Source organism: Brevibacillus fulvus (assembly GCF_016908525.1).
GTDB lineage: Bacteria > Bacillota > Bacilli > Brevibacillales > Brevibacillaceae > Brevibacillus_G > Brevibacillus_G fulvus.
Map to the genome: position 1 here is coordinate 242,423 of NZ_JAFBEB010000003.1, position 18,695 is coordinate 261,117.

At 51.6% G+C, this 18,695-nt stretch carries 19 protein-coding genes and 1 riboswitch; of the genes, 8 read left to right on the forward strand and 11 right to left on the reverse strand.

Annotated features, from left to right (window positions below; all coding sequences use genetic code 11):
• The first annotated feature begins 12 nt into the window (after positions 1–12).
• Positions 13–119: riboswitch (TPP riboswitch) on the forward strand.
• Between the two features lie 97 nt (positions 120–216).
• Together thiO and JOD01_RS06615 are read left to right on the forward strand one after the other, a co-directional pair.
• Entirely contained in the window at positions 217–1,332 is a 1,116-nt protein-coding gene (gene thiO / locus JOD01_RS06610) for a glycine oxidase ThiO (protein WP_204517470.1), read from the forward strand.
• Positions 1,333–1,397: 65 nt separating this feature from the next.
• Complete coding sequence (locus tag JOD01_RS06615) at positions 1,398–1,808, forward strand: YugN family protein (protein WP_239565251.1); 411 nt, start codon at positions 1,398–1,400, stop codon at positions 1,806–1,808.
• Between the two features lie 67 nt (positions 1,809–1,875).
• Here the strand turns inward: JOD01_RS06615 and JOD01_RS06620 are convergent, their stop codons facing one another.
• Positions 1,876–2,232 carry a L,D-transpeptidase gene (locus JOD01_RS06620; protein WP_204517472.1) on the reverse strand — a complete coding sequence of 119 codons (357 nt, stop codon included), beginning with the start codon at positions 2,230–2,232 and terminating at the stop codon, positions 1,876–1,878.
• Between the two features lie 155 nt (positions 2,233–2,387).
• On the opposite strand from JOD01_RS06620, the gene JOD01_RS06625 reads away from it, so the two are divergent.
• Positions 2,388–3,203, forward strand: coding sequence for an NAD kinase (locus tag JOD01_RS06625; RefSeq protein ID WP_204517473.1), 816 nt, complete (start codon positions 2,388–2,390; stop codon positions 3,201–3,203).
• Between the two features lie 35 nt (positions 3,204–3,238).
• Positions 3,239–3,961 carry an MOSC domain-containing protein gene (locus tag JOD01_RS06630; protein WP_204517474.1) on the forward strand — a complete coding sequence of 241 codons (723 nt, stop codon included), beginning with the start codon at positions 3,239–3,241 and terminating at the stop codon, positions 3,959–3,961.
• A gap of 120 nt (positions 3,962–4,081) precedes the next feature.
• Here JOD01_RS06630 and JOD01_RS06635 read toward each other — a convergent pair whose 3' ends face one another.
• The 4 genes from JOD01_RS06635 to JOD01_RS06650 form a co-directional block, all read right to left on the reverse strand.
• Positions 4,082–4,813 carry an exonuclease domain-containing protein gene (locus JOD01_RS06635; protein ID WP_204517475.1) on the reverse strand — a complete coding sequence of 244 codons (732 nt, stop codon included), beginning with the start codon at positions 4,811–4,813 and terminating at the stop codon, positions 4,082–4,084.
• Positions 4,810–5,916: a DUF294 nucleotidyltransferase-like domain-containing protein gene (locus tag JOD01_RS06640; RefSeq protein WP_204517476.1), complete on the reverse strand. Its 1,107-nt coding sequence runs from the start codon at positions 5,914–5,916 to the stop codon at positions 4,810–4,812. Before JOD01_RS06640 ends, JOD01_RS06635 begins: the two co-directional genes overlap by 4 nt.
• A complete protein-coding gene (locus tag JOD01_RS06645; protein ID WP_204517477.1) occupies positions 5,882–7,234 on the reverse strand; it encodes an ammonium transporter in 1,353 nt (450 codons plus the stop codon). The genes JOD01_RS06640 and JOD01_RS06645 overlap by 35 nt, the downstream gene beginning before the upstream one ends.
• A gap of 295 nt (positions 7,235–7,529) precedes the next feature.
• Positions 7,530–8,702 carry an MFS transporter gene (locus JOD01_RS06650; protein WP_338028532.1) on the reverse strand — a complete coding sequence of 391 codons (1,173 nt, stop codon included), beginning with the start codon at positions 8,700–8,702 and terminating at the stop codon, positions 7,530–7,532.
• Between the two features lie 192 nt (positions 8,703–8,894).
• Here JOD01_RS06650 and JOD01_RS06655 point away from each other — a divergent pair, with 192 nt between their 5' ends.
• Positions 8,895–9,104, forward strand: coding sequence for a hypothetical protein (locus tag JOD01_RS06655; protein WP_204517478.1), 210 nt, complete (start codon positions 8,895–8,897; stop codon positions 9,102–9,104).
• A 15-nt stretch (positions 9,105–9,119) separates the two neighbouring features.
• Here JOD01_RS06655 and JOD01_RS06660 read toward each other — a convergent pair whose 3' ends face one another.
• Complete coding sequence (locus tag JOD01_RS06660) at positions 9,120–9,902, reverse strand: undecaprenyl-diphosphate phosphatase (RefSeq protein WP_204517479.1); 783 nt, start codon at positions 9,900–9,902, stop codon at positions 9,120–9,122.
• A 170-nt stretch (positions 9,903–10,072) separates the two neighbouring features.
• On the opposite strand from JOD01_RS06660, the gene JOD01_RS06665 reads away from it, so the two are divergent.
• Entirely contained in the window at positions 10,073–11,065 is a 993-nt protein-coding gene (locus JOD01_RS06665) for a CvfB family protein (protein ID WP_204517480.1), read from the forward strand.
• 98 nt (positions 11,066–11,163) lie between these two features.
• Here JOD01_RS06665 and JOD01_RS06670 read toward each other — a convergent pair whose 3' ends face one another.
• The 3 genes from JOD01_RS06670 to JOD01_RS06680 all read right to left on the reverse strand — a co-directional run bounded on the left by JOD01_RS06670 (position 11,164) and on the right by JOD01_RS06680 (position 14,677).
• Positions 11,164–13,107 (reverse strand): TRAP transporter permease, encoded by a 1,944-nt coding sequence (locus JOD01_RS06670; protein ID WP_204517481.1) that lies wholly within the window; start codon positions 13,105–13,107, stop codon positions 11,164–11,166.
• Complete coding sequence (locus tag JOD01_RS06675; RefSeq protein ID WP_239565252.1) at positions 13,108–13,491, reverse strand: DUF1850 domain-containing protein; 384 nt, start codon at positions 13,489–13,491, stop codon at positions 13,108–13,110.
• Between the two features lie 148 nt (positions 13,492–13,639).
• The gene (locus tag JOD01_RS06680) at positions 13,640–14,677 is read right to left on the reverse strand and encodes a TAXI family TRAP transporter solute-binding subunit (RefSeq protein WP_204517483.1); all 1,038 of its coding nucleotides are present in this window, start codon (positions 14,675–14,677) and stop codon (positions 13,640–13,642) included.
• A gap of 210 nt (positions 14,678–14,887) precedes the next feature.
• On the opposite strand from JOD01_RS06680, the gene JOD01_RS06685 reads away from it, so the two are divergent.
• Complete coding sequence (locus tag JOD01_RS06685; RefSeq protein ID WP_204517484.1) at positions 14,888–15,937, forward strand: tetraprenyl-beta-curcumene synthase family protein; 1,050 nt, start codon at positions 14,888–14,890, stop codon at positions 15,935–15,937.
• On the opposite strand, the gene JOD01_RS06690 is transcribed toward JOD01_RS06685, so the two are convergent.
• Positions 15,934–16,107 (reverse strand): DUF5325 family protein, encoded by a 174-nt coding sequence (locus JOD01_RS06690; protein WP_204517485.1) that lies wholly within the window; start codon positions 16,105–16,107, stop codon positions 15,934–15,936. The genes JOD01_RS06685 and JOD01_RS06690 overlap by 4 nt on opposite strands.
• Positions 16,108–16,244: 137 nt before the next feature.
• Here JOD01_RS06690 and JOD01_RS06695 point away from each other — a divergent pair, with 137 nt between their 5' ends.
• Positions 16,245–16,847 carry a PilZ domain-containing protein gene (locus tag JOD01_RS06695; protein ID WP_204517486.1) on the forward strand — a complete coding sequence of 201 codons (603 nt, stop codon included), beginning with the start codon at positions 16,245–16,247 and terminating at the stop codon, positions 16,845–16,847.
• Positions 16,848–16,897: 50 nt separating this feature from the next.
• Here JOD01_RS06695 and JOD01_RS06700 read toward each other — a convergent pair whose 3' ends face one another.
• A complete protein-coding gene (locus tag JOD01_RS06700; RefSeq protein WP_204517487.1) occupies positions 16,898–18,574 on the reverse strand; it encodes a sigma-54 interaction domain-containing protein in 1,677 nt (558 codons plus the stop codon).
• Between the last annotated feature and the right edge of the window lie 121 nt (positions 18,575–18,695).

Below are 18,695 nucleotides of genomic sequence, written 5' to 3' on the forward strand. Positions count from 1 at the left end.
ATTGAAATGCACAACAACTGCTAGGGGAGTCCGAACAGCGGGCTGAGAGGATGGAGAACCATCGACCCTTTGGACCTGATCCAGATCATGCTGGCGCAGGGAAGTGGTGCCGGTGAGCAATCGTTGTTTATCAACGACACCCGCCTTTCCTCTGGATCGGCGGGTTTTTTGTTCGAAACGCCTTCCTGGCAGTGTTTTGCAGATGGGAGGAGAAACATGGCGGATTGTTTGATTATTGGCGGAGGAATTATCGGGTTGAGCTTGGCTTACGAGTTGTCGCGGCGCCAGATGGCGGTGACCTTGATTGAACAGGGGGAATGGGGAGGTCAAGCGTCATCGGCAGCCGCCGGAATGCTGGCTCCTTTGAAAGAGTTTTCCCAACCGGGCCCATTGCTGGACTTAGGCATCGCTTCGTTGGCGGCTTATCCGGAGTGGGTTGCGACGTTGGAACAAACGACTGGCGGTCGCGTCCAGCTGGCCTTGGACGGCTTGCTTACGGTAGCGCTGACGGAAGCGGAACGGGAAGCATTGCAGGCAAAGTACCAATGGCAACGGGCAGCGGGATATGACCTAAGCTGGCTCGAAGGAGAACAACTGCGGGAAGTCGAACCATTTGTGTCCGCAGATGCCCTAGCCGCGATCTATTCGCCGGGCGAGGGACATATCAATAACCAATTGCTGTTGCAAACCTTGCTCGCCGCTTGTTTGCAGCAAGGGGTCATCCTCAAACAAGGGGTGGCCGTAACCGGGCTGATCCAGCCTCGCCGCGGGCAAATCGCCGGGGTTGTAACGACCGAAGGCGAAATGCTGGCCGATCATACGGTTATCGCTGCCGGAGCATGGTCCGGTTTGCTTGTCACGCAACTGGGGCTGTCGCTTCCGGTCCGGCCGGTCCGCGGACAGGTTGCCGCTGTATCGGCAAGCGGGTTCCCGTTGAAAAAGGTGATTTTTGGCGCAAATGGTTACCTGGCCCCGAAAAAGGATGGCCGTATTGTCATCGGAGCGACGGAAGACGAGGCAGGCTATCGCAAGGAAGTAACATTGGAAGGACTGGCCAAGATCAGCAATGGCGTCTTGGCTTATGTGCCACAGCTACGTCAGGCGGCGTTTTTGCAGGCCTGGGCCGGTTTGCGGCCTGCGACGGCGGACGGACTGCCTATTCTCGGTCCCTTGACCGGCTGGGAAGGGATTTCATTTGCCACCGGACACTTTCGCAACGGCATTTTGCTTTCGCCGATCACCGCCCGCTTGCTGGCCGATTGGCTGTTGACCGGACAGCGCGCTCCGCTCGCTCCTTTCTCGCCGGATCGTTTTGCGGCGATCCGCGCTTAAATAATATCGTCCGATTACATTCTGCCGCTTTGCGCAAACTAGAACTAATTGTAAAGAAAGGCGGGATGGTCGTGCAGACGATTGAAAGCAGATTGAACGGTGTCGAAGGAACCTTGGGCGTGATTCTCGAGACATTGGCCCCAGAAGGATTCACGCTGGCAAACTGGGACTACACGAAGGGTTACTTGGATTGTAAGCTCGACGAAAAAGGAATGGTTTTCCTCCGCTTGCCGATCAAGGTGGAAGAGGGCATGTTGGATAATGAAGACGCACTGATCAAGCTGGGGACTCCCTTTGTTCTCAAACATGTGTATCGGGATGGCCTGGAGACGGAAATCGGCTACGATATCGGGGCACCGGTGGCGGCCTTGGTCAATCAATTCCAGCAGCCTGCCGATAAAGACGCACCGGTAGAGCAAAAGTGGATTGATAAAGCGCAAGAGCTTCTGTGCAAAGTGGAGCAAATGTTAGCCTGAATTTCCGCTGTGAGCTTTCCTGGCTACCGCTCGGCGGTCACGAATTGGACGCCGGGTATCTTTTTGCTCATTGGCGAATTTTTACCGGGGTTCCAATCGGGACGATCCGCGCCAGCTCTTCTACATCACGGTTATACATGCGAATACAGCCATGCGAAACAAACTTGCCGATCGAACTTGGATCATTGGTGCCGTGGATGCCGTAATGCGGTTTGCTGAGTCCCATCCACATCGTGCCAAAGGCACTGAGCGGCCCTCCAGGATAGCTGTTTGGATAAGGGACTTTGTTGATGATCGTAAAGTTTCCGCGCGGCGTTTGGGTGGCGATCGTCCCGACTCCAACGGGATATACCTTTCGGACTTGGCCATTGCGATAAAGCGTCAGCCTTCGCTTCGACAGGCTGACTTCGATAGAATAGCTCATCGCAGGTCCTCCCATCATGCGTAAATGGAAATTCGTTTCATGAAAGTGCTGTTTTCTGATAAGCATATGGCAGCCACGATCATTCTGTTCCAACGCTGTCTTGCATTGTGATATATTGGAAGAAATACGTGTATGGTATAGTGAGGGCAGACGTGATGAAAATTGCGACAGTGTTGCGTAACGATGACAATACGAGAGAGGTTGCCCGCCAATTAACGGAAAAAATCAAAGGAAGCGGGAAGATATCCGCCCGCTTTGTTGATGGAACAACAGAGCAGCCCGATTTGGTTGTATCGATCGGCGGAGATGGAACGATGCTGGAAGCTGTTCATCAATATGGTTTTGAACCGATGTATGTGGGCATTCATACAGGACATCTCGGGTTTTATGCCGACTGGCGTCCCGACGAGCTGGATCAGTTTGTCGCGGCGTTGGAAGACGAACAATATTTTACTGTGGAATATCCGACGCTTGATTGCCAATTGGAGACACGCGATGGACGCACGAGGCTGAAATGGGCGCTCAATGAGATGGTGATTCGCAATACATCGCTTTCGACATTGGTAGCTTGCGTCTACATTAACGGCCAAGAGTTTGAAACGTTTCGCGGCGATGGCTTGATCGTTTCGACGCCATCCGGAAGTACGGCTTATAACAAAGCCGTCAACGGCGCGATTGTCCACCCATCGATTGAGTCGATTCAACTTTCTGAAATTGCTTCAATCAACAATCAGGCTTACCGGACGATCAACAGCTCGCTTGTTTTGCCCAAGCACCACCAGATTGAACTGATTGTGATGAATCCGGAAATTATGATCGGCTTGGATCGGGAACAGGCGGTTTGGGAAGATGTTCGTTCCATCCAGTGCAGGGTGGGAGCCAGAAAGATCAAATTTGCCCGTTACAAACGTTTGACTTTTTGGGGCCGCGTTCATAATTCCTTTATATCGGGGGAAACGCTTGGCAGATAGATAAACAATTCATCGAGGGAGAGGAGTGATCGAAGATGAAGAAGATAGGTGTTTTGCAAAAAATTTACCGGCATCCCGTCAAAGCGTTTGGCGGCGAACTTCTGCAGTCCAGTGCAGTCGACCGGTTCGGCCTGTTCGGCGACCGCGGCTATTATTTCCGCGACGAATCGCGTTCCGGCAAATATTTGAGTGCGGACAGGGTTCCGGGGTTGCTTGGGTACAGTGCGGAGTATGTCGATGAACAAAGCGGGGAGCTGTATCCGGCTGTGCGGATTAAAAGCCCCGATGGCAAACTGTACCGCTGGGAAGATCCCGACTTTCAACGTGAAATCGCCGAACTGGCCAAACGTCCGGTCACCCCGATGGTCAATACTCCGGCTCAGGGAGGGGCCAATTGGGAGGACCACCTGCTGCTTGTCACCGATGCTTCGCTGCGGGAAATTGCCCGTCGATGGGGAAAAACGGAAATTGATCCGCGGCGGTTCCGCGGCAATTTTGTCATCGCACTTGATGAAGACAGCCCTTTCGTGGAAGATAACTGGTTTGGACGGACGCTCAAAATAAACGACGTGGAGCTGAAAGTCAACAAACATTGTGAGCGTTGCATGTATATCAATATCGATCCTGACAATTTGCGGATCGACGCCAGTTTGCTGAAAACGGTTGTGCAAACACGAGAAAATCATTTTGGCGTGTATGCATCCGTGCTGCAGACAGGTCGGGTAAGCCAGGGCGATGCGGTTTATCTTCTTGACTAGAAAGGAAGCCTCCGTTTTGCGGATCGACCGCTGCGATGGTTCGAGCGAGTCATTTTTACATACAGAGAAAAGGCAGAGAGCACTGCGGTAAGCTCTCTGCCTTTTATTTGTTTGCAGTAGTTAGCGATGATTGGCGTAGACGTCGGCCAGCGTACGATAACCCAATTGCCACGCTTTTTCCAGATAGATGCCCCACAATTTGGCGGTGGCCAAAGCGTCGTAAAAAGCATCGTGGCGCTTCAGGATTTCAATGGAATTAATCGCGCACAAGGTGTCCAATGTGGCATTGCCCAGCGGTCGGGAGGACAGTTGAATCAACAGCATCGTATCCAGCAGACGATGGTCAAACTGCGCTTGCCTGACTTTTCGGAAGGCCGCCCGGAAAAATTCGCGTTCATGCCGCGAATGATGCGCAACCAGCGGGCGCTGGCCGACAAACTGAAAAAAGCGGCCAAGCGTCTGTGGAAGATCGGGAGCCGTGTTCAAATCGTCGTCCGTAATTCCAGTCAACAAGGCAATATGCTCCGGTACCGGACGGTTGGGCTGAACAAGACTGTAAAAACGTTCCTCCTCCAATACATGTGAACCCCGCATGGCAACGGCCCCGATGGAAATGATTTCATCTCCCCGGTAGGGCTGAAAGCCGGTTGTTTCCAAATCGACAACGACAACTTCCAACTCCTCCAGGGACAGTTCATGGGTACTGGTCGATTGGCGTTCTTTGACCAGGGAACGCAGAAAAGCCAGATACCCCGGGTTGCTGTTCGAGCCGGCGGTGGAAAGAGAATCGGGCAGACCGTCTTCCCTTTGTGATGTGCGGAAGCGTTGAAATGGATTCCAGCCAGATCTCATCCTGTTAAACTCCTTTTTGTCTTTGCTAGCTTGGCGGTCATGCTTTGCAATTCAAGCGCCAATTTCATCGCATCTTTCAGATGGGAACGCACCTCTTTGGGAACACTGTCCAGTTTCAGATAGCTGTTGTCGGCGTAGTTGTCGTCTTCCCAATCCAGCGGAGTAATCAGCCGCAAACCGAGGAGATAGTGAAAATGATCCGAGACTTGCTGACAAAATTGACTCGGCCATATTTGCTTGCTGCGCAAGGCGGCAAGCCGGTTCAGCGTGGAATTGGCCTCGATCCCGTTTGCCAGGGAAAACATCCGCACACAGTTGACAAGCGGCAGATAGACCCCGTACTTGAGATTGATTGCTCCCCGGTATCTCCCGTTTACTTCCGTCAAAATTCGCCCAAACAAACCGAGCGGAACGCGATGATAAAGGGTGTTGCTGACCAATCGCGGGATAATCGCCGGGGTCGCAGCCAACTTGGCAAACAAATGCTCCTGAAAACGTTGGAGCAGAGCCGAATCGCCGGCCAACAAGCGAACGTCGCTGACCAACAGCAAATAGCGAATATTTTCCCAGACAGGTTGTTCCACCCATTGGTCAATCATTGCCGTCCATGTCTCAATCGAACCGTGCCAGCGGCGATTGGAACAGATGACGTTGCCTTGGCAAGGGGGATAACCGGCTTCCTCCAGTCCCTGGACGACCGCAGCTGCCAGCAAGCGAAAGTATGATTCAATTTGCTGAACCTCTTCCGGTGCGAGTTCGGGAGCAACTTGGTAGATCAACCCGTTGTCCTGATCGCTGATTAATCCTTGCTCTTCCCGGCCTCCGCTGCCGAACTGCAGAAAGGCATAGGGGACGGGAGGTTTGCCCATCCCCATCAGTTCCAGCTGATTAATCGACAATTGAACACTCTGCCGAATGATCCGCTCGTGGATCATGTTCGCCACGATCGCCAGCGAAGACAATTCGCCGCCGTTCTGTTTGTTTTGCAAAAAGCGACGATCGAGCATTTCCTGGCGCAACAGGCCAAGTTCCTGAAACGTTTTTGCTTCACTAATGCGGTTGCTTTGCTCAGCCGAGAGTGTGAACGGGTTTACCAGAGGCATCGCCGCCTTCCTGCACCGGTTTGATCCGCTCGGTTGGGTGCATTTCCGGATAACCGTATACCCCATGTTCGCTCAAATCAAGACCAACGACTTCTTCTTCTTCGGTGACGCGCAGTCCCATGACAGATTTCATAATCGCCAAGATGACAAACGAAACGATGAATACATAAATAATCGTGCCAACCAGCCCCAGTGCCTGCACGCCCAATTGATGCAAACCGCCGCCGTAGAACAAGCCAGGCGCTCCGACTCCGGCTTGCTCAACCAAAGCGGGGGTTGCGAAGAAGCCGGTCGAGAGCGTACCCCAAATTCCGGCAATCCCGTGCACGGAAAATGCGTAAATCGGATCATCGATTCCTTTGCGATCGAAATAAATCGACGTATAGAACGTTAGAATGCCTGACACAGCGCCGATAACGATGGCCGCCCATGGTTCAACAAAGGCACAAGAGGCCGTAATCGCCACCAATGCCGCCAATACACCGTTGAGCATGCTGGAGATGTCCGCTTTGCCCATTACAGCCCAAGAGATCAACATGGCGGCAACTGCGCCGGCAGCGGCAGCCAGGTTGGTTGTCAAGGCGACGTAGCCGAAGAATCCGGAGACCGAGCCGAGTGTGGAACCGGCGTTAAATCCGAACCAGCCGACCCAGAGAATGATCACGCCCAGCACGGTGTAGACCTGGTTGTGACCGGGAATCAAATTGGAACTGCCATCCCGATTATATTTGCCAATCCGCGGTTTGAGCAGGATGGTCGCTGCCAATGCCGCCAATGCCCCCTGGAGATGAACGACGGTCGAACCGGCGAAATCTTGCATGCCCAGTGCCGCCAGCCAGCCGCCGCCCCAGACCCAATGCCCGACAATCGGATAAATCAACACGGTGTACAAGACCCCGAACACGAAATAGACGGAAAGTTTGGCCCGTTCCGCAAAACCGCCCCAGGCGATCGCCAGCGAGACTCCAGCGAAAGCAAGCTGGAACAAAAATTTGATGCCGATCGGAATGCTGGTTGCCGAGAGCGATTCATACGCCTGTGCCGCCTGCTCTTCCGTACCGTTGAAGAAAAACCCGCTAAGACCGATGAATGAGTTCCCGGAACCGAAGGTCAATCCAAAGCCAAGCGCCCAGAAGGCAAGCGTGCAGATCCCGAACGTGAGAATCGTTTTGCCAGCGACGTGCCCGGCGTTTTTGGAACGGGTCGAGCCTGCTTCCAATAGGGCAAAACCACCTTGCATAAAAATGACCAAAATTGCCGAAACCATCACCCAGGTCGCATCGATTGCAGTTGCCAGTTGACTTACGGTTGGTTCCATAAAATCACTTCCTTTTCGCGTGAGGTTTATTTACATTTTATTTATACGTCAGATTATATGACATAGAGGTTGGGAATTGCAATTGTTTTCCAAGCCATTTTCAAAATTTTGTTGCAAAAAGGCGCGAATTTGACTTTGTTATGTCAGGAACCGCCGCTTCTCTCGCCCCGAAACAAATGGTCTATGCACAGTCATGGTAGATATGTTTACAAAAAAGCCCTTCTCGTCTAAAGCGAGAAGGGCTGTTCGTCGGAGCCGGTGGATTTCAGGCGATTGTTCACCCAGTAGCCGCTGATCACCATTGCCAACAGCAGCAATCCGTTTGCCAAAACAACGTATGAACCTGCCATGTGCCAAACCAGACGGCTCCCAACAGGCTGGACAGGACGCCGAAGCCGTTTTGCGCCAGCATGTTTACGGAAAAGATTTTTCCTGTATTCGTCGGTTGGACCATTGTCTGAATCGCCGTCACTGTCGGGATGCCCGTCAACGGCCCGCCAATGCCGGCAACCGCAGCGGCTGCAAACAGTATAAACCCGTCTGCCAAACCGAGCGTTACAAATCCAACCGCTTGAGCCAGCCAACCGCACAAGATCACCAGCAAATGCTGCCGATAGGAAAAACGGGTCATAAACAGGCTGCTTACCAAATTGCCGATGCCGTAACTGCCAATCAACAGCCCCAGCGTGCCAGGGTCTCCTCCTCCGATCTGCTTGGCCAAGGTTGGCAAACCGGCGCTCCAACAGACCATCCAGAACAGGTAGCCCATGTTGGCATAAAGCAAGATGGAAAACAGCAGTCGATTGGACCGCAAGTCAGCAAACGATTTGGCGATGTCCCGCCAGTATGCGGCCGCGTTCTGTGGCGCGGACAAAGAGGCATCTGTCTGCGGTTTGTCGTTGCCAAGAGAGCGGATCAATAATGCGGAAAGCAGGTAACTGAACGTATTGATAAAGAACAGGCCGGCAAGCGGGACAAGCCCGCCCAAGACACCGATCGACATTGGTGCCAATATTCGCACGGTTCGAAATGTGCTGTCCAGGATCGCGTTAGCTTCACTGAGCTGTTCAGGCAAAACCATCGCTTTCAATGCAACCGTTTTGGCCGGCTGAAACAAGGTTGAGAAAATGCCAAGCAAAAATTGCGCAAAGAAAAAGAACGGGAATGGCACATCGGAAAAGTATACCATTAATCCGATCGCCGCAACGATGAACAGGCGGGCCAAGTCAGCGCCCACCATCAATTTTCGCGGTTGACAACGGTCGGCCAACACGCCGCCAATCAAGTAAAACAGGAAGCCGGCCACCATATCCGGAATCGTGATCAGACTCAAGGCGGCGGAAGAACCGGTTTGTTGCAAAAGATACCAGAGCAACGCAATACTGTAAAATTGATCCCCTATATTCGAAGTAAGCTGTGCTGTCCACAGTTTGACAAATCGGCCGTTTTTCCATACTGATAGCCCCACTTCCCGCCCCTCCGTGTAAACATGATTGATTAAAGCCGTTTGTTGCCAGTCAGCCGCGAAACCTGCGGATCAAACTGGCTTTCTCATCGTAGCAGGAAGTGGTTGACAAGTAAATATATCTGTTCGGTACAGGAAAGATTGAGCGAAAAGTTGGAAATAATGATAGCGATTGCTCAATTCGGAGGGGTGTAGATGAACAATTTGATCGCCTTTATTCACAAAATGAATTTGCTGGTCTGGATCGTCGGCATTTTTGTCGCACACGCCTTGCTGTATTTGCTGTTGGAAACGCGAAGCTGGCTCGCCACTTCGCTGTTGGCTACCGCCTTTTATGCGGTTGTGCTGTTTGCCTTGAAAAGCTGGGCCAGCCGACAGATCAAAAATCGGGAAGGGAACCGATAAGCCCGGTTTTTTCCATTACATGATACCGAGCCATTGCAAAACGAGAATGAGCGCTCCGATCACCCAGACATAAACGGCAAAGCCTTTCATCGAACCTTTGCTGATCAGCGATATCATCCAGCGAATGGCGAAGTAGCCGGCGAGCGCAGCAGCGCAAGTTCCAATCAACATTGGGATCAACGCGGCGTTTTCCAGCGGTTCCTTTGCTATTTTCACCGCTTGTAACCCGGCTGCGCCGAGAATGGCCGGAAGCGAAAGCAGAAATGAAAACCGGGCCGCATCCGCTCGATCAATTCCCCGCAGGAGAGAGCCGGCGATCGTCAGTCCGGAGCGGGAAATCGCCGGCAAGATGGCGGCGCCTTGCAGTGTGCCGATAATCAGGGCATCGACGTAATTGATCTGGTCCAGCTTGCGCGTTCCGGGCCGCATCGACTCTACTCCCCACAAAATCAGACCGGTTGCCAGAAATTCGTATCCGATCGTGACTCCGGTGGTCGAGATTTGTTCGAAAAAATCTTCAAAGGCAACGCCAATGATCGCGGTCGGGATGGTGCCGACAACCAGCAAGCGGGTGAGTTTGCTGAACGGATGGGTTACCACATAGGCAATTTCTTGCCAAAAGACAACGAAAACTGCCAGCAATGTCCCAACATGAAGCATAGTATCAAACAACAGCCCCACTTCCTGCAATCCAAACAAGCTTCGGAACAAAACCAAGTGACCGGTGCTGGAAATCGGCAAAAATTCGGTTAAGCCTTGGACAATGCCCAAAAAGATATGTTCCAGCAGTGTGAGCATATCCTTCTCTCCTTTCCGGCTATTTTCCAGGCGACAAATCTGGACAACAATATATGTATGTAAAAATCAGACGGACTTGCCTGATTCCTTGTAACCGAAAGTGAATTGTTGCGGATAAGTCTGTTATAATTCTCCTGTTGGACAAATGAGTGTTATAAGGATGTGTGACGATGAGATACCGTCAAAATAATCAGCGTAACCGGCCGCTGACCGGCAAGCGGCCGCTCCCGGCCAGGAAACGGCCTGCAGCCAATCCGCAAGGTCTGCAAGCCGGAATGGTCATCACCATGCCCGTCAAGCGCACCAGTGAATTCGGCTATTTTCTCGCTTATGAAGATGCGGAAGTGCTGCTGCATCGGACAGAAGCGACGCGCGAGCTGGAAATCGGCGAGGAAGTGGAAGTATTTCTGTATCACGACCATGAAAACCGCCTGGCCGCTACGATGCAAATGCCCTATGTCAAAATGGGGGAGTACGGGTGGCTGAAAGTGGAAGAAGTTTCGCCGCGCATGGGGGTCTTTTTATATAATGGCATCAAAAAAGATCTGCTGCTGTTTGTCGACGACTTGCCCAAACTGCGGGAAGAATGGCCGCAAAAAGGGGATCGGCTGCTGGTCACGCTGACACGAGACGAACAGGGGCGCCTGTTGGCCAAACCAGCGGGGGAAAAGGAAATGGTCGCTTTTGCCCAACCGGCAGGCAAAGAGATGCTGAACAAACGCGTGGAAGCGACTGTTTACAAAGTCATTCAAGCGGGAGCCTTTTTGTTTACGGAAAACGAGCATATCCTGTTTATTCATCGCGACGAGATGACAGAGCCGCTGCGGCTGGGTCAAACGGTTATATGCCGGGTCAGCTTTGTTCGTGAGGATGGGCGGCTAAACGGATCGATGCGCCAGCGCAAAGAAATCCAGTATAGCGAAGATGCCGATCGGCTGTTGCAATATCTGGTGGAACGAGACGGGGCGATGCCGTATACCGATGATACTCCACCCGACACTATCAAGCGGCAGTTTCAGATGAGCAAAGCCGCTTTCAAACGGGCGCTGGGAAAGTTGCTCAGAGAGCGGTTGATTGAACAGGAAGAAGGCTGGACCCATCTGAATCGGGACGTTTTGGACAAATATCGGCGGGAGGAAGGGCAGACAGAATTGCCGGACTGAGCCGCCATGTTTCCGCGCGCAACGGACGCGGACGCCCGTCAATGATCCATGAAAAAAAGGCATGCTACGCTTTCGTAGACATGCCTTTTTGGTTGCTGTCAGGCAGCGGTTGTAGTGTTCAGCTTGCGCGACTTCCGATAGCTGAGCGCACAGATGGCGCCGAGCAGTACGAAACCGGCAATATCGGTCGCCAGTCCCGGGATGACGCAAAGCACACCGCCGGCGATCGCCAGCAAGCGTTCCAGCGGATTTAATTTGCTGTACCAGAACCCAATCAAGCCAGCCCCCATCCCGATCATACCGAGGACGGAAGTGAGCATGACCCAAATCGCTTCGCCGACTGTCGTGTCAATCAACAACAATTGCGGGGATATGACAAAGATGTACGGCGCCATAAACGCGGCGATGGACAGCCGTGTTGACTCGACCCCCGTCTGGATCGGCTTTGATTTGGCAATCCCCGAAGCGGCAAACGCGGCCAGTGCCACAGGCGGCGTGATGTCCGCAACGATCCCGAAGTAGAAAGTAAACATGTGCGCCGCGATGACCGGCACTCCCAGTTGCACGAGAGCGGGAGCGGCGATTGTTGACGTAATAATATAGTTGGCGGTCGTCGGTGTCCCCATCCCGAGGATCAGTGAGGCGATCATCGTAAAGAACAAGGTGAGGAAGATTTGTCCCCCGGCCAGATCGATCAAGCCATTGGCCAGCTTCAGTCCGATCCCGGTCAGTGTCACGGTACCGACGATAATCCCCGCACAAGCGGTTGCCGCCACAACCCCCAACGCTACGCGGGCGCCGGAAGCCAACGCTTCCAGGATGTCAGCGAGCGACATCCGCGTTTCTTTGCGGAAAGCGCCGACGACAATGGTCGAGACAATCCCGATAATCGCCGAACGCTCAGCGGAAACGTTCATCATCAGGACGACGATGATAATCAAAATCGGCAGCAACAGGTAAATTTTCTTCAGGACGTCGGCTTTGGATGGAATTTCTTCCTGCGTTAAGCCGCGCAATCCCAAACGTTTTGCCTCAAAATGCGTCATAATCCAGATTCCCATAAAAAAGAGAATCGCAGGCAGCGCCGCCGATTTTGCAATATCAAAATAGGGCACACCGATAAACTCGGACATCAAGAAGGCGGCGGCGCCCATGATCGGCGGCATGATTTGCCCACCCGTCGAGGAGGAAGCTTCCACCGCTGCGGCAAATTCAGGCCGGTAGCCCAACCGTTTCATCATTGGAATGGTGAACGCGCCGGATGTCACGACGTTGGCAACCGAACTGCCGCTGATCGTTCCTTGCAAAGCGCTGGAGAAAATGGCCACTTTGGCCGGGCCGCCAATACGCCGTCCGGCGATAACCAGCGACAAGTCGTTGAAATATTCGCCGACCCCCGTCTTCTCCAGGAAAGCGCCGAACAAAATGAACAGGAAGATAAAGGTGGACGATACGCCTAAAGGAGTCCCCAGTATACCTTCCAACGTATAGTAGCTATGGCCGATGATGCGGCTGACAGTGGAGCCGCGATGTTCAAGAAAGCCCGGCATATGCGGTCCAAAGTAGGTGTAAAGCAAAAACAGAACGGCAATGATGGCGATGGGCAAGCCGACGACTCGGCGGGCCGCTTCCAATACTAACAGAATGGCCAGACCGCCGATGACCAGGTCAAGGTTTGTGTAGTTCCCGGTCCGGGTGACCAAGCCATCGTAATCGAAGACCCAGTAGAGGGACACAAGGATGGAAAGGATAGACAAAATGATATTGATAACGCCAACTTTATTGCTATTATTCCCTTTCCCCGGGCGTCCGCTGTAAAGCAAATAGGTCAGTCCCAAGCCGAAAGCCAAGTGGATCGGGCGATGGATCTGCGGCGGCAAGGGGATCAAAAGTGAGCTGGCCAATTGATATAAAGAGAAAAGAACCAAGATGACAAACGTGATCCATTTCATGGGACCGGTAAATTGACGGTAGGCCGATTCTTTGTCGTATTTTGCAATCAATTGATCCATCTCTTGCTGATTCATAGTCTGTTGAGTCATCTAGTAACCTCCAATCCAGTTATAAATCGATTGCTGTTCTACTTGAATGCTGATGGCCGAACCGGGGTGATCCACCTGTTTTAACGGATATTCCTTGCCTTGAAACAACAAGGTATGGTTGGCACGTACCTGTCCGATGAACAAATGAAGGGCCGGAAACAAGCGATTCATGTTTTGGATATGAAATGAACCGTTTTCCGTCACCATTGTTTCGCCGGGAGCCAATTCGCTGTTCATCCCGATTCCGTAATCTTCAAAAGTCATATCGGTCAATTGGAGCTGAGTACCTTTGACATGGTAATACTCGACGACAGGTGTTCGATGGATCGAATGAATCCAGCGGATGGCAAAAGCGGTATCCTGATGGACCAGGTGCTGCCACATCAAGGCATTGGTCCTGGAATCGCGAATCGTTAATACAGAAAACAAAGGAAGGAAGAAGCAAACTGCCACAAGAGCCAACAGAATAAGAATGGAGAAAAGGCGGAACGCTGTCCGCCTTCTGTGATCAAGTCCAAAGGAAACCATTCGGTTATTTCTTCACGCCTTTTTCGGTAAAGAACTTTTCGGCACCGGGGTGAACGGGCAAGCTGACACCAGACAAGGCATTTTCAATCTTAATGTCTTTGGCTTTGGCGTGGCCCAATTTATCGGTGTTTTCATAAATGGCTTTGGTGATCTTGTACACAAGGTCATCGCTCAAATCGGAACGAACGACCAGCATCGCTTTTACAGCAACAGTCGTAATATCGTCTTTCACAGTGGTATACGTATTGCCCGGAATGGTTTCTTCTACATAATAAGGATATTTGGCAATGATCGCATCGATTTTATCTTTGTCGATCGGAATAACTTTCACGCCTGTAGTCGCGGCCAGTTCAGTGATGGCGGCGGTTGGTGCGCCTGCTGTTTGGAAAGCGGCGTCAAGCTGTCCATCCTGGATTGCTTTGGCCGAATCGGCGAAGGAGAGACGCTGTACTTGCACATCGTCAAACGTTAAGCCATAGGCTTCCAAAATTTGCTGTGCGTTAATTTCGGTTCCGCTGCCGGGAGCTCCGACGGATACGCGTTTTCCTTTCAGGTCGGTGACGGTGTTGATGTTGCTGTTGGCTGAGACAACAATCTGAATGGTTTCGTTGTACAAAGTACCCATGGCTTTGAAGTCAAGGGCACCGTCTTGTTGGAACATGTTGATCCCTTTGTTGCCGTATTCGGCAATATCGCTTTGCGTGAAAGCGATATCAGCTTGTTGGTCACGCAGCAAGCGCAAGTTTTCGGCAGAAGCGCCAGTCGCTTGCGCGGTTGCAGTAACGCCGGCATTTTTGCTGATTTGCTCGGCCATGCCTCCGCCCAGCGGATAATATGTACCTCCCGTCCCACCGGTGGCGATCACAAGCTGCTGCGGATCGTTGGCTGCTGCTCCGCTGCCGCCGCTTGACTCTGCGCCGCTATTTGAAGCAGTATCGCTTGCAGGCGTTGAAGCGGTATTGCCGCCGCCGCTGCCGCATGCCGTGGCAAGAGCCATGGTGAGAAGAAGCGTGATAGAAAGAAAAACATTCCTTTTTTTCAAATTCAATGCCCCCTTATAAATTTCTGGTTATTGAGGTAACCGTTTCTATAAGGAAGATTATACAATATTTGAATTGTTTTTGGCGAAAAAAATATTGTGAATTAAAAGTTTATTTTCGAAATGGTGTCTAGTTTTGCATGATAGGGAGTCTGAAGCAATTTTGTGGTAAAATAGTTCTATTCGATTTCAGAGAGTGAAGGTGAGTGGAAGATGTTTCGCCGATCCTGGCAGTTGATTTATAGAATGTATCGCTATATTAAACCGGTGTTGGAACAGGAATTCGGTACCTGGTACAAACGTGCGGAGCAGATTCCCGATTCTGAACTGAGAAGGCAAGCATTGGCCAGTATGAGTACAAAGAAGTTTCACTGTGAAGGCGGCTGTGTGTATGCCTCGCAGACTCTTTCCTATATAAATGTGCTTGTTCCATTGATTATCGCCTACCAGACGATCAGCGACTATCTGGATAATCTGTGCGATCGCAGCACTTCGCTCGATCCGCAAGATTTCCGGCAGCTGCATTTGTCGATGCAGGATGCGCTTACCCCGGACGCTCCGCTCAGGGATTACTATTTGTATCGGGAGGAAAAGGACGATGGCGGCTTTCTTGCTTCGCTGGTGCGAACCTGTCAGGAGTCGATTCGCCAGCTGCCTTCCTATGCGATCATTCAGCAGGATGTGGTTCGCTTGTCTACGCTGTACAGTGAGTTGCAAGTATACAAGCATATTGCCCACGATCAACGCGAAGCCGCATTATTAAACTGGTGGAAACCGTATCAGGAGAAGTATCCGAACATTTACTGGCAGGAGTTTTCTGCCGTGACCGGTTCCACAATTGGCATCTTTGCCTTGTTTGCGCTGGCGACTGCGCACGATCTGGAGGAACAAACGGTTACAACGGTGATCGAGGCGTACTTTCCCTGGATTTGCGGACTGCACATTTTGCTCGACTATCTGATCGATCTGGAAGAGGATCGGCAGGGTGGCGACCTGAATTTTGTCAGCTATTATGATACCGAACAGGAAGCCATTACCCGCCTGCAATTTTTTATACAGCAGGCCAAGCTCAACGCGAAGAAACTGCCCAACTCCGAATTTCATCAGATGATTGTCGATGGTTTGGTAGCCTTATATTTGGCTGATCGCAAAGTCAATCGCAACCAGCCGGAGATCTACCTGATTGCCAAACAACTGTTGCGTTATACCCGAGGGTTTCCCAGTTGGTTTTTTTACATCAACAGTTTGCTGCTGCGCCGCTAACGCAGATGTTTTCTTTTATAGCGGAAACCGCTGCCCATAAACACGGCGGAGCCGAGCAAACATGCGATGATTCCCGTGATGCTTTGTTCCGCAATCGCCACTCCAATTCCGATAATACAGGCCGCGACACAGACAGCTAGAACAAAGGTAACAACTTGGTAACGAGTCATGGATATCCTACCTCCTGTCATTGACAACGCAACTATTATAACTCATTTTTTTCGAAGTCGCTTTGCTATTCTTAGGCAAACAGTGCCTGGCAAACAAAAACAACGCCTGTCTCATATCCGTTTACGGAGGAATATCAATGGAAAGCGTCATACATTTGAAAATTGGCGAGAAGATGTATCAGGGTGAGGTTACCTATGAGGAAGGGGATCTGCTTGAGGCAGTCTTTCCTGAGCGGCTGCACATAACGATCGGCAATTCATACGATTGTTTGATCTCCCGCAACCTGGATATACTCGATTCCTTTCAAGCGGTATTATTGGCCAAAAAAGATAAGCGGATTGTTTTGTTTCATTCGCCGACGATTGCCGAATTTCGCGAACAACGCCGCAGATACCCGCGGTTCGATGTGAATTTTCGCGGATGGCTGAAAGGTGTTCAGCATGCCGCCGCTCACGGTCCGAAAAGCTTGATGATCGAAGTGATCAATGTAGGGATGGGCGGATTCGCGTTCCGCTGTGAACAAAAGTTGAGCCTGCAGCAGACGTATCACTTGTTTACCGAGTTGCCCGGACCGGGCAAAGACAAAGAGCAGCTGCAGGCAAAAGTGGAAATTTTGCATGAAAGAACAACGAGATCTTTGATGTACGGTTGCAAGATTGTGGGGATTTCTCCGAAAAATCTCCACATCTTGCGCAGATATATTCTCAGCCGCCAATTGCAGCAACTCGATTTCTGCTAGATTTCTGCTGGTTGGCAGGCGGCTATCCCCTTCGCTGTGCTTCACGCAGACTAATGAAGTCCGTACTTGTTCAGTTTGTTATATAAGGTTCCTCGCGATATCCCTAACAGCTTTGCTGCCGCTTTTTTGTTCCCGTAAGTTCGTTCGAGGGCGGCAACGATTTTTTTTCGTTCGAGCTCCGGATCAGCGACAAACGGCTCGAACGGTTGGACCGCCATCATGCCGAAAGCGCTGTCTTGGGCAGAAGGCGGAGCGACCGTCTCATGGTTGAGGCGAATGCCGGACGGCAAATGCTCCAGCTGAATTACACCGTCTTCTTGCAGGATGAGCAACCGCTCGATTACGTTTTTCAGTTGACGTATATTTCCCGGCCAGGGGAAGTTTGTCAGTGCCTGCATGACCTCGGGAGCGATCCGCGGCACCGGATGACCGTGAGCGAATGAGAATTCCTGCATAAACAGATGCACCAGTTCAGGTATGTCCTCTTTGCGTTCCCGCAGCGGCGGAATTTCCAATTGAAAGACGCTCAGGCGATAGTACAGATCTTCGCGAAATGCGCCGCGTTCGACCATTTGCTCCAGATTGCGATTGGTCGCGGCGATGATTCGGGTATTGACGGTAATCGGATCGGTTCCGCCCACACGATAAAACTGGCGTTCTTGCAAGGCCCGCAGCAGTTTCGCCTGCAATTCCAGCGACAGTTCGCCGATCTCATCCAAAAACAGCGTCCCGCCATGGGCCAGCTCCAGCTTCCCCGGTTTCCCTTTCTTTTCCGCTCCCGTAAACGCCCCGCCTTGATAACCGAACAGCTCGCTTTCAAACAGGGCAGCGGGAATCGCCGCACAGTTGATGGCGATAAACGGCTGTTCTTGCCTGCGGCTAAACTGATGAAGCGCCTGGGCAAACAATTCTTTACCGACACCGCTTTCCCCGTACAGCAGCACGGTCACATCGGTTTTCGCCACTTTCTTGGCGGTTTGAATGACTGACTGCAATGGCAGTGAATGCCCTTTGATGATGTAAAAAGGATCATCGGCAGCTTGAAATCGGCTCATTTCTTGCTGCAAATTATGCAAATGGGCGGTTGTATGCGTCAGTTCTTCATGCAAGCGAACCAACTCGGTAATGTCCTGTTCAATGGAGATCGCCCCGATAATCTGTTGCTCCTGTTTGATCGGTGCGGAATTGATCAGCACGTGACGGTCCGGCCGCGGCACATGATAAACCCGTTGGAAACTGCTTCCGGCGGCAAGCGCATCTTTTAAGCGGATGGAGTCGCGGGCAAAGTGTGTTTCCAATGAAGTGCCGATAACTTTGGAACGGTCGAGTTCATAAATTTTTTCGGCGGCATGGTTCCAAAATTGCACAATATTTTGCTCATCCACGATCGTGATCGCTTCGCTCATCGTTTCCAGGATCGTATGCAGGACCACATTTTGCTTTTGCCAGCCATTCAGCAAGTAATTGAGCAAATCGGACACCTTGACCAAACCGGCGGGTCGCTGCCGCTCATCCAACAGCAGAAAATCGGGATACGGTTGCGGCAATTGCCGGAGAGTTTCGCCTAATTGCGACAGCAGAAGGCTTTGTTGAACACAAAGAACGGAAACGGTTTCATTTCGTTCGTTGGCGATGGCTTGGATGACACCATCCCTGATGATGATCGCTTCGGCGGCGATTGGCCGGGCGATCGCGGAGAGCGGTATATCGAGAGAATCGAATGGCATTGCGATCACTTCCCGTATAAGAATAGTCACAAACGATCAGTTGGACAGAAATGTAAAAGGTTAAACACTTTTTAAACACTTTTGTGCAGAATATTCGCTCTCATTATACGACAATTTCTGA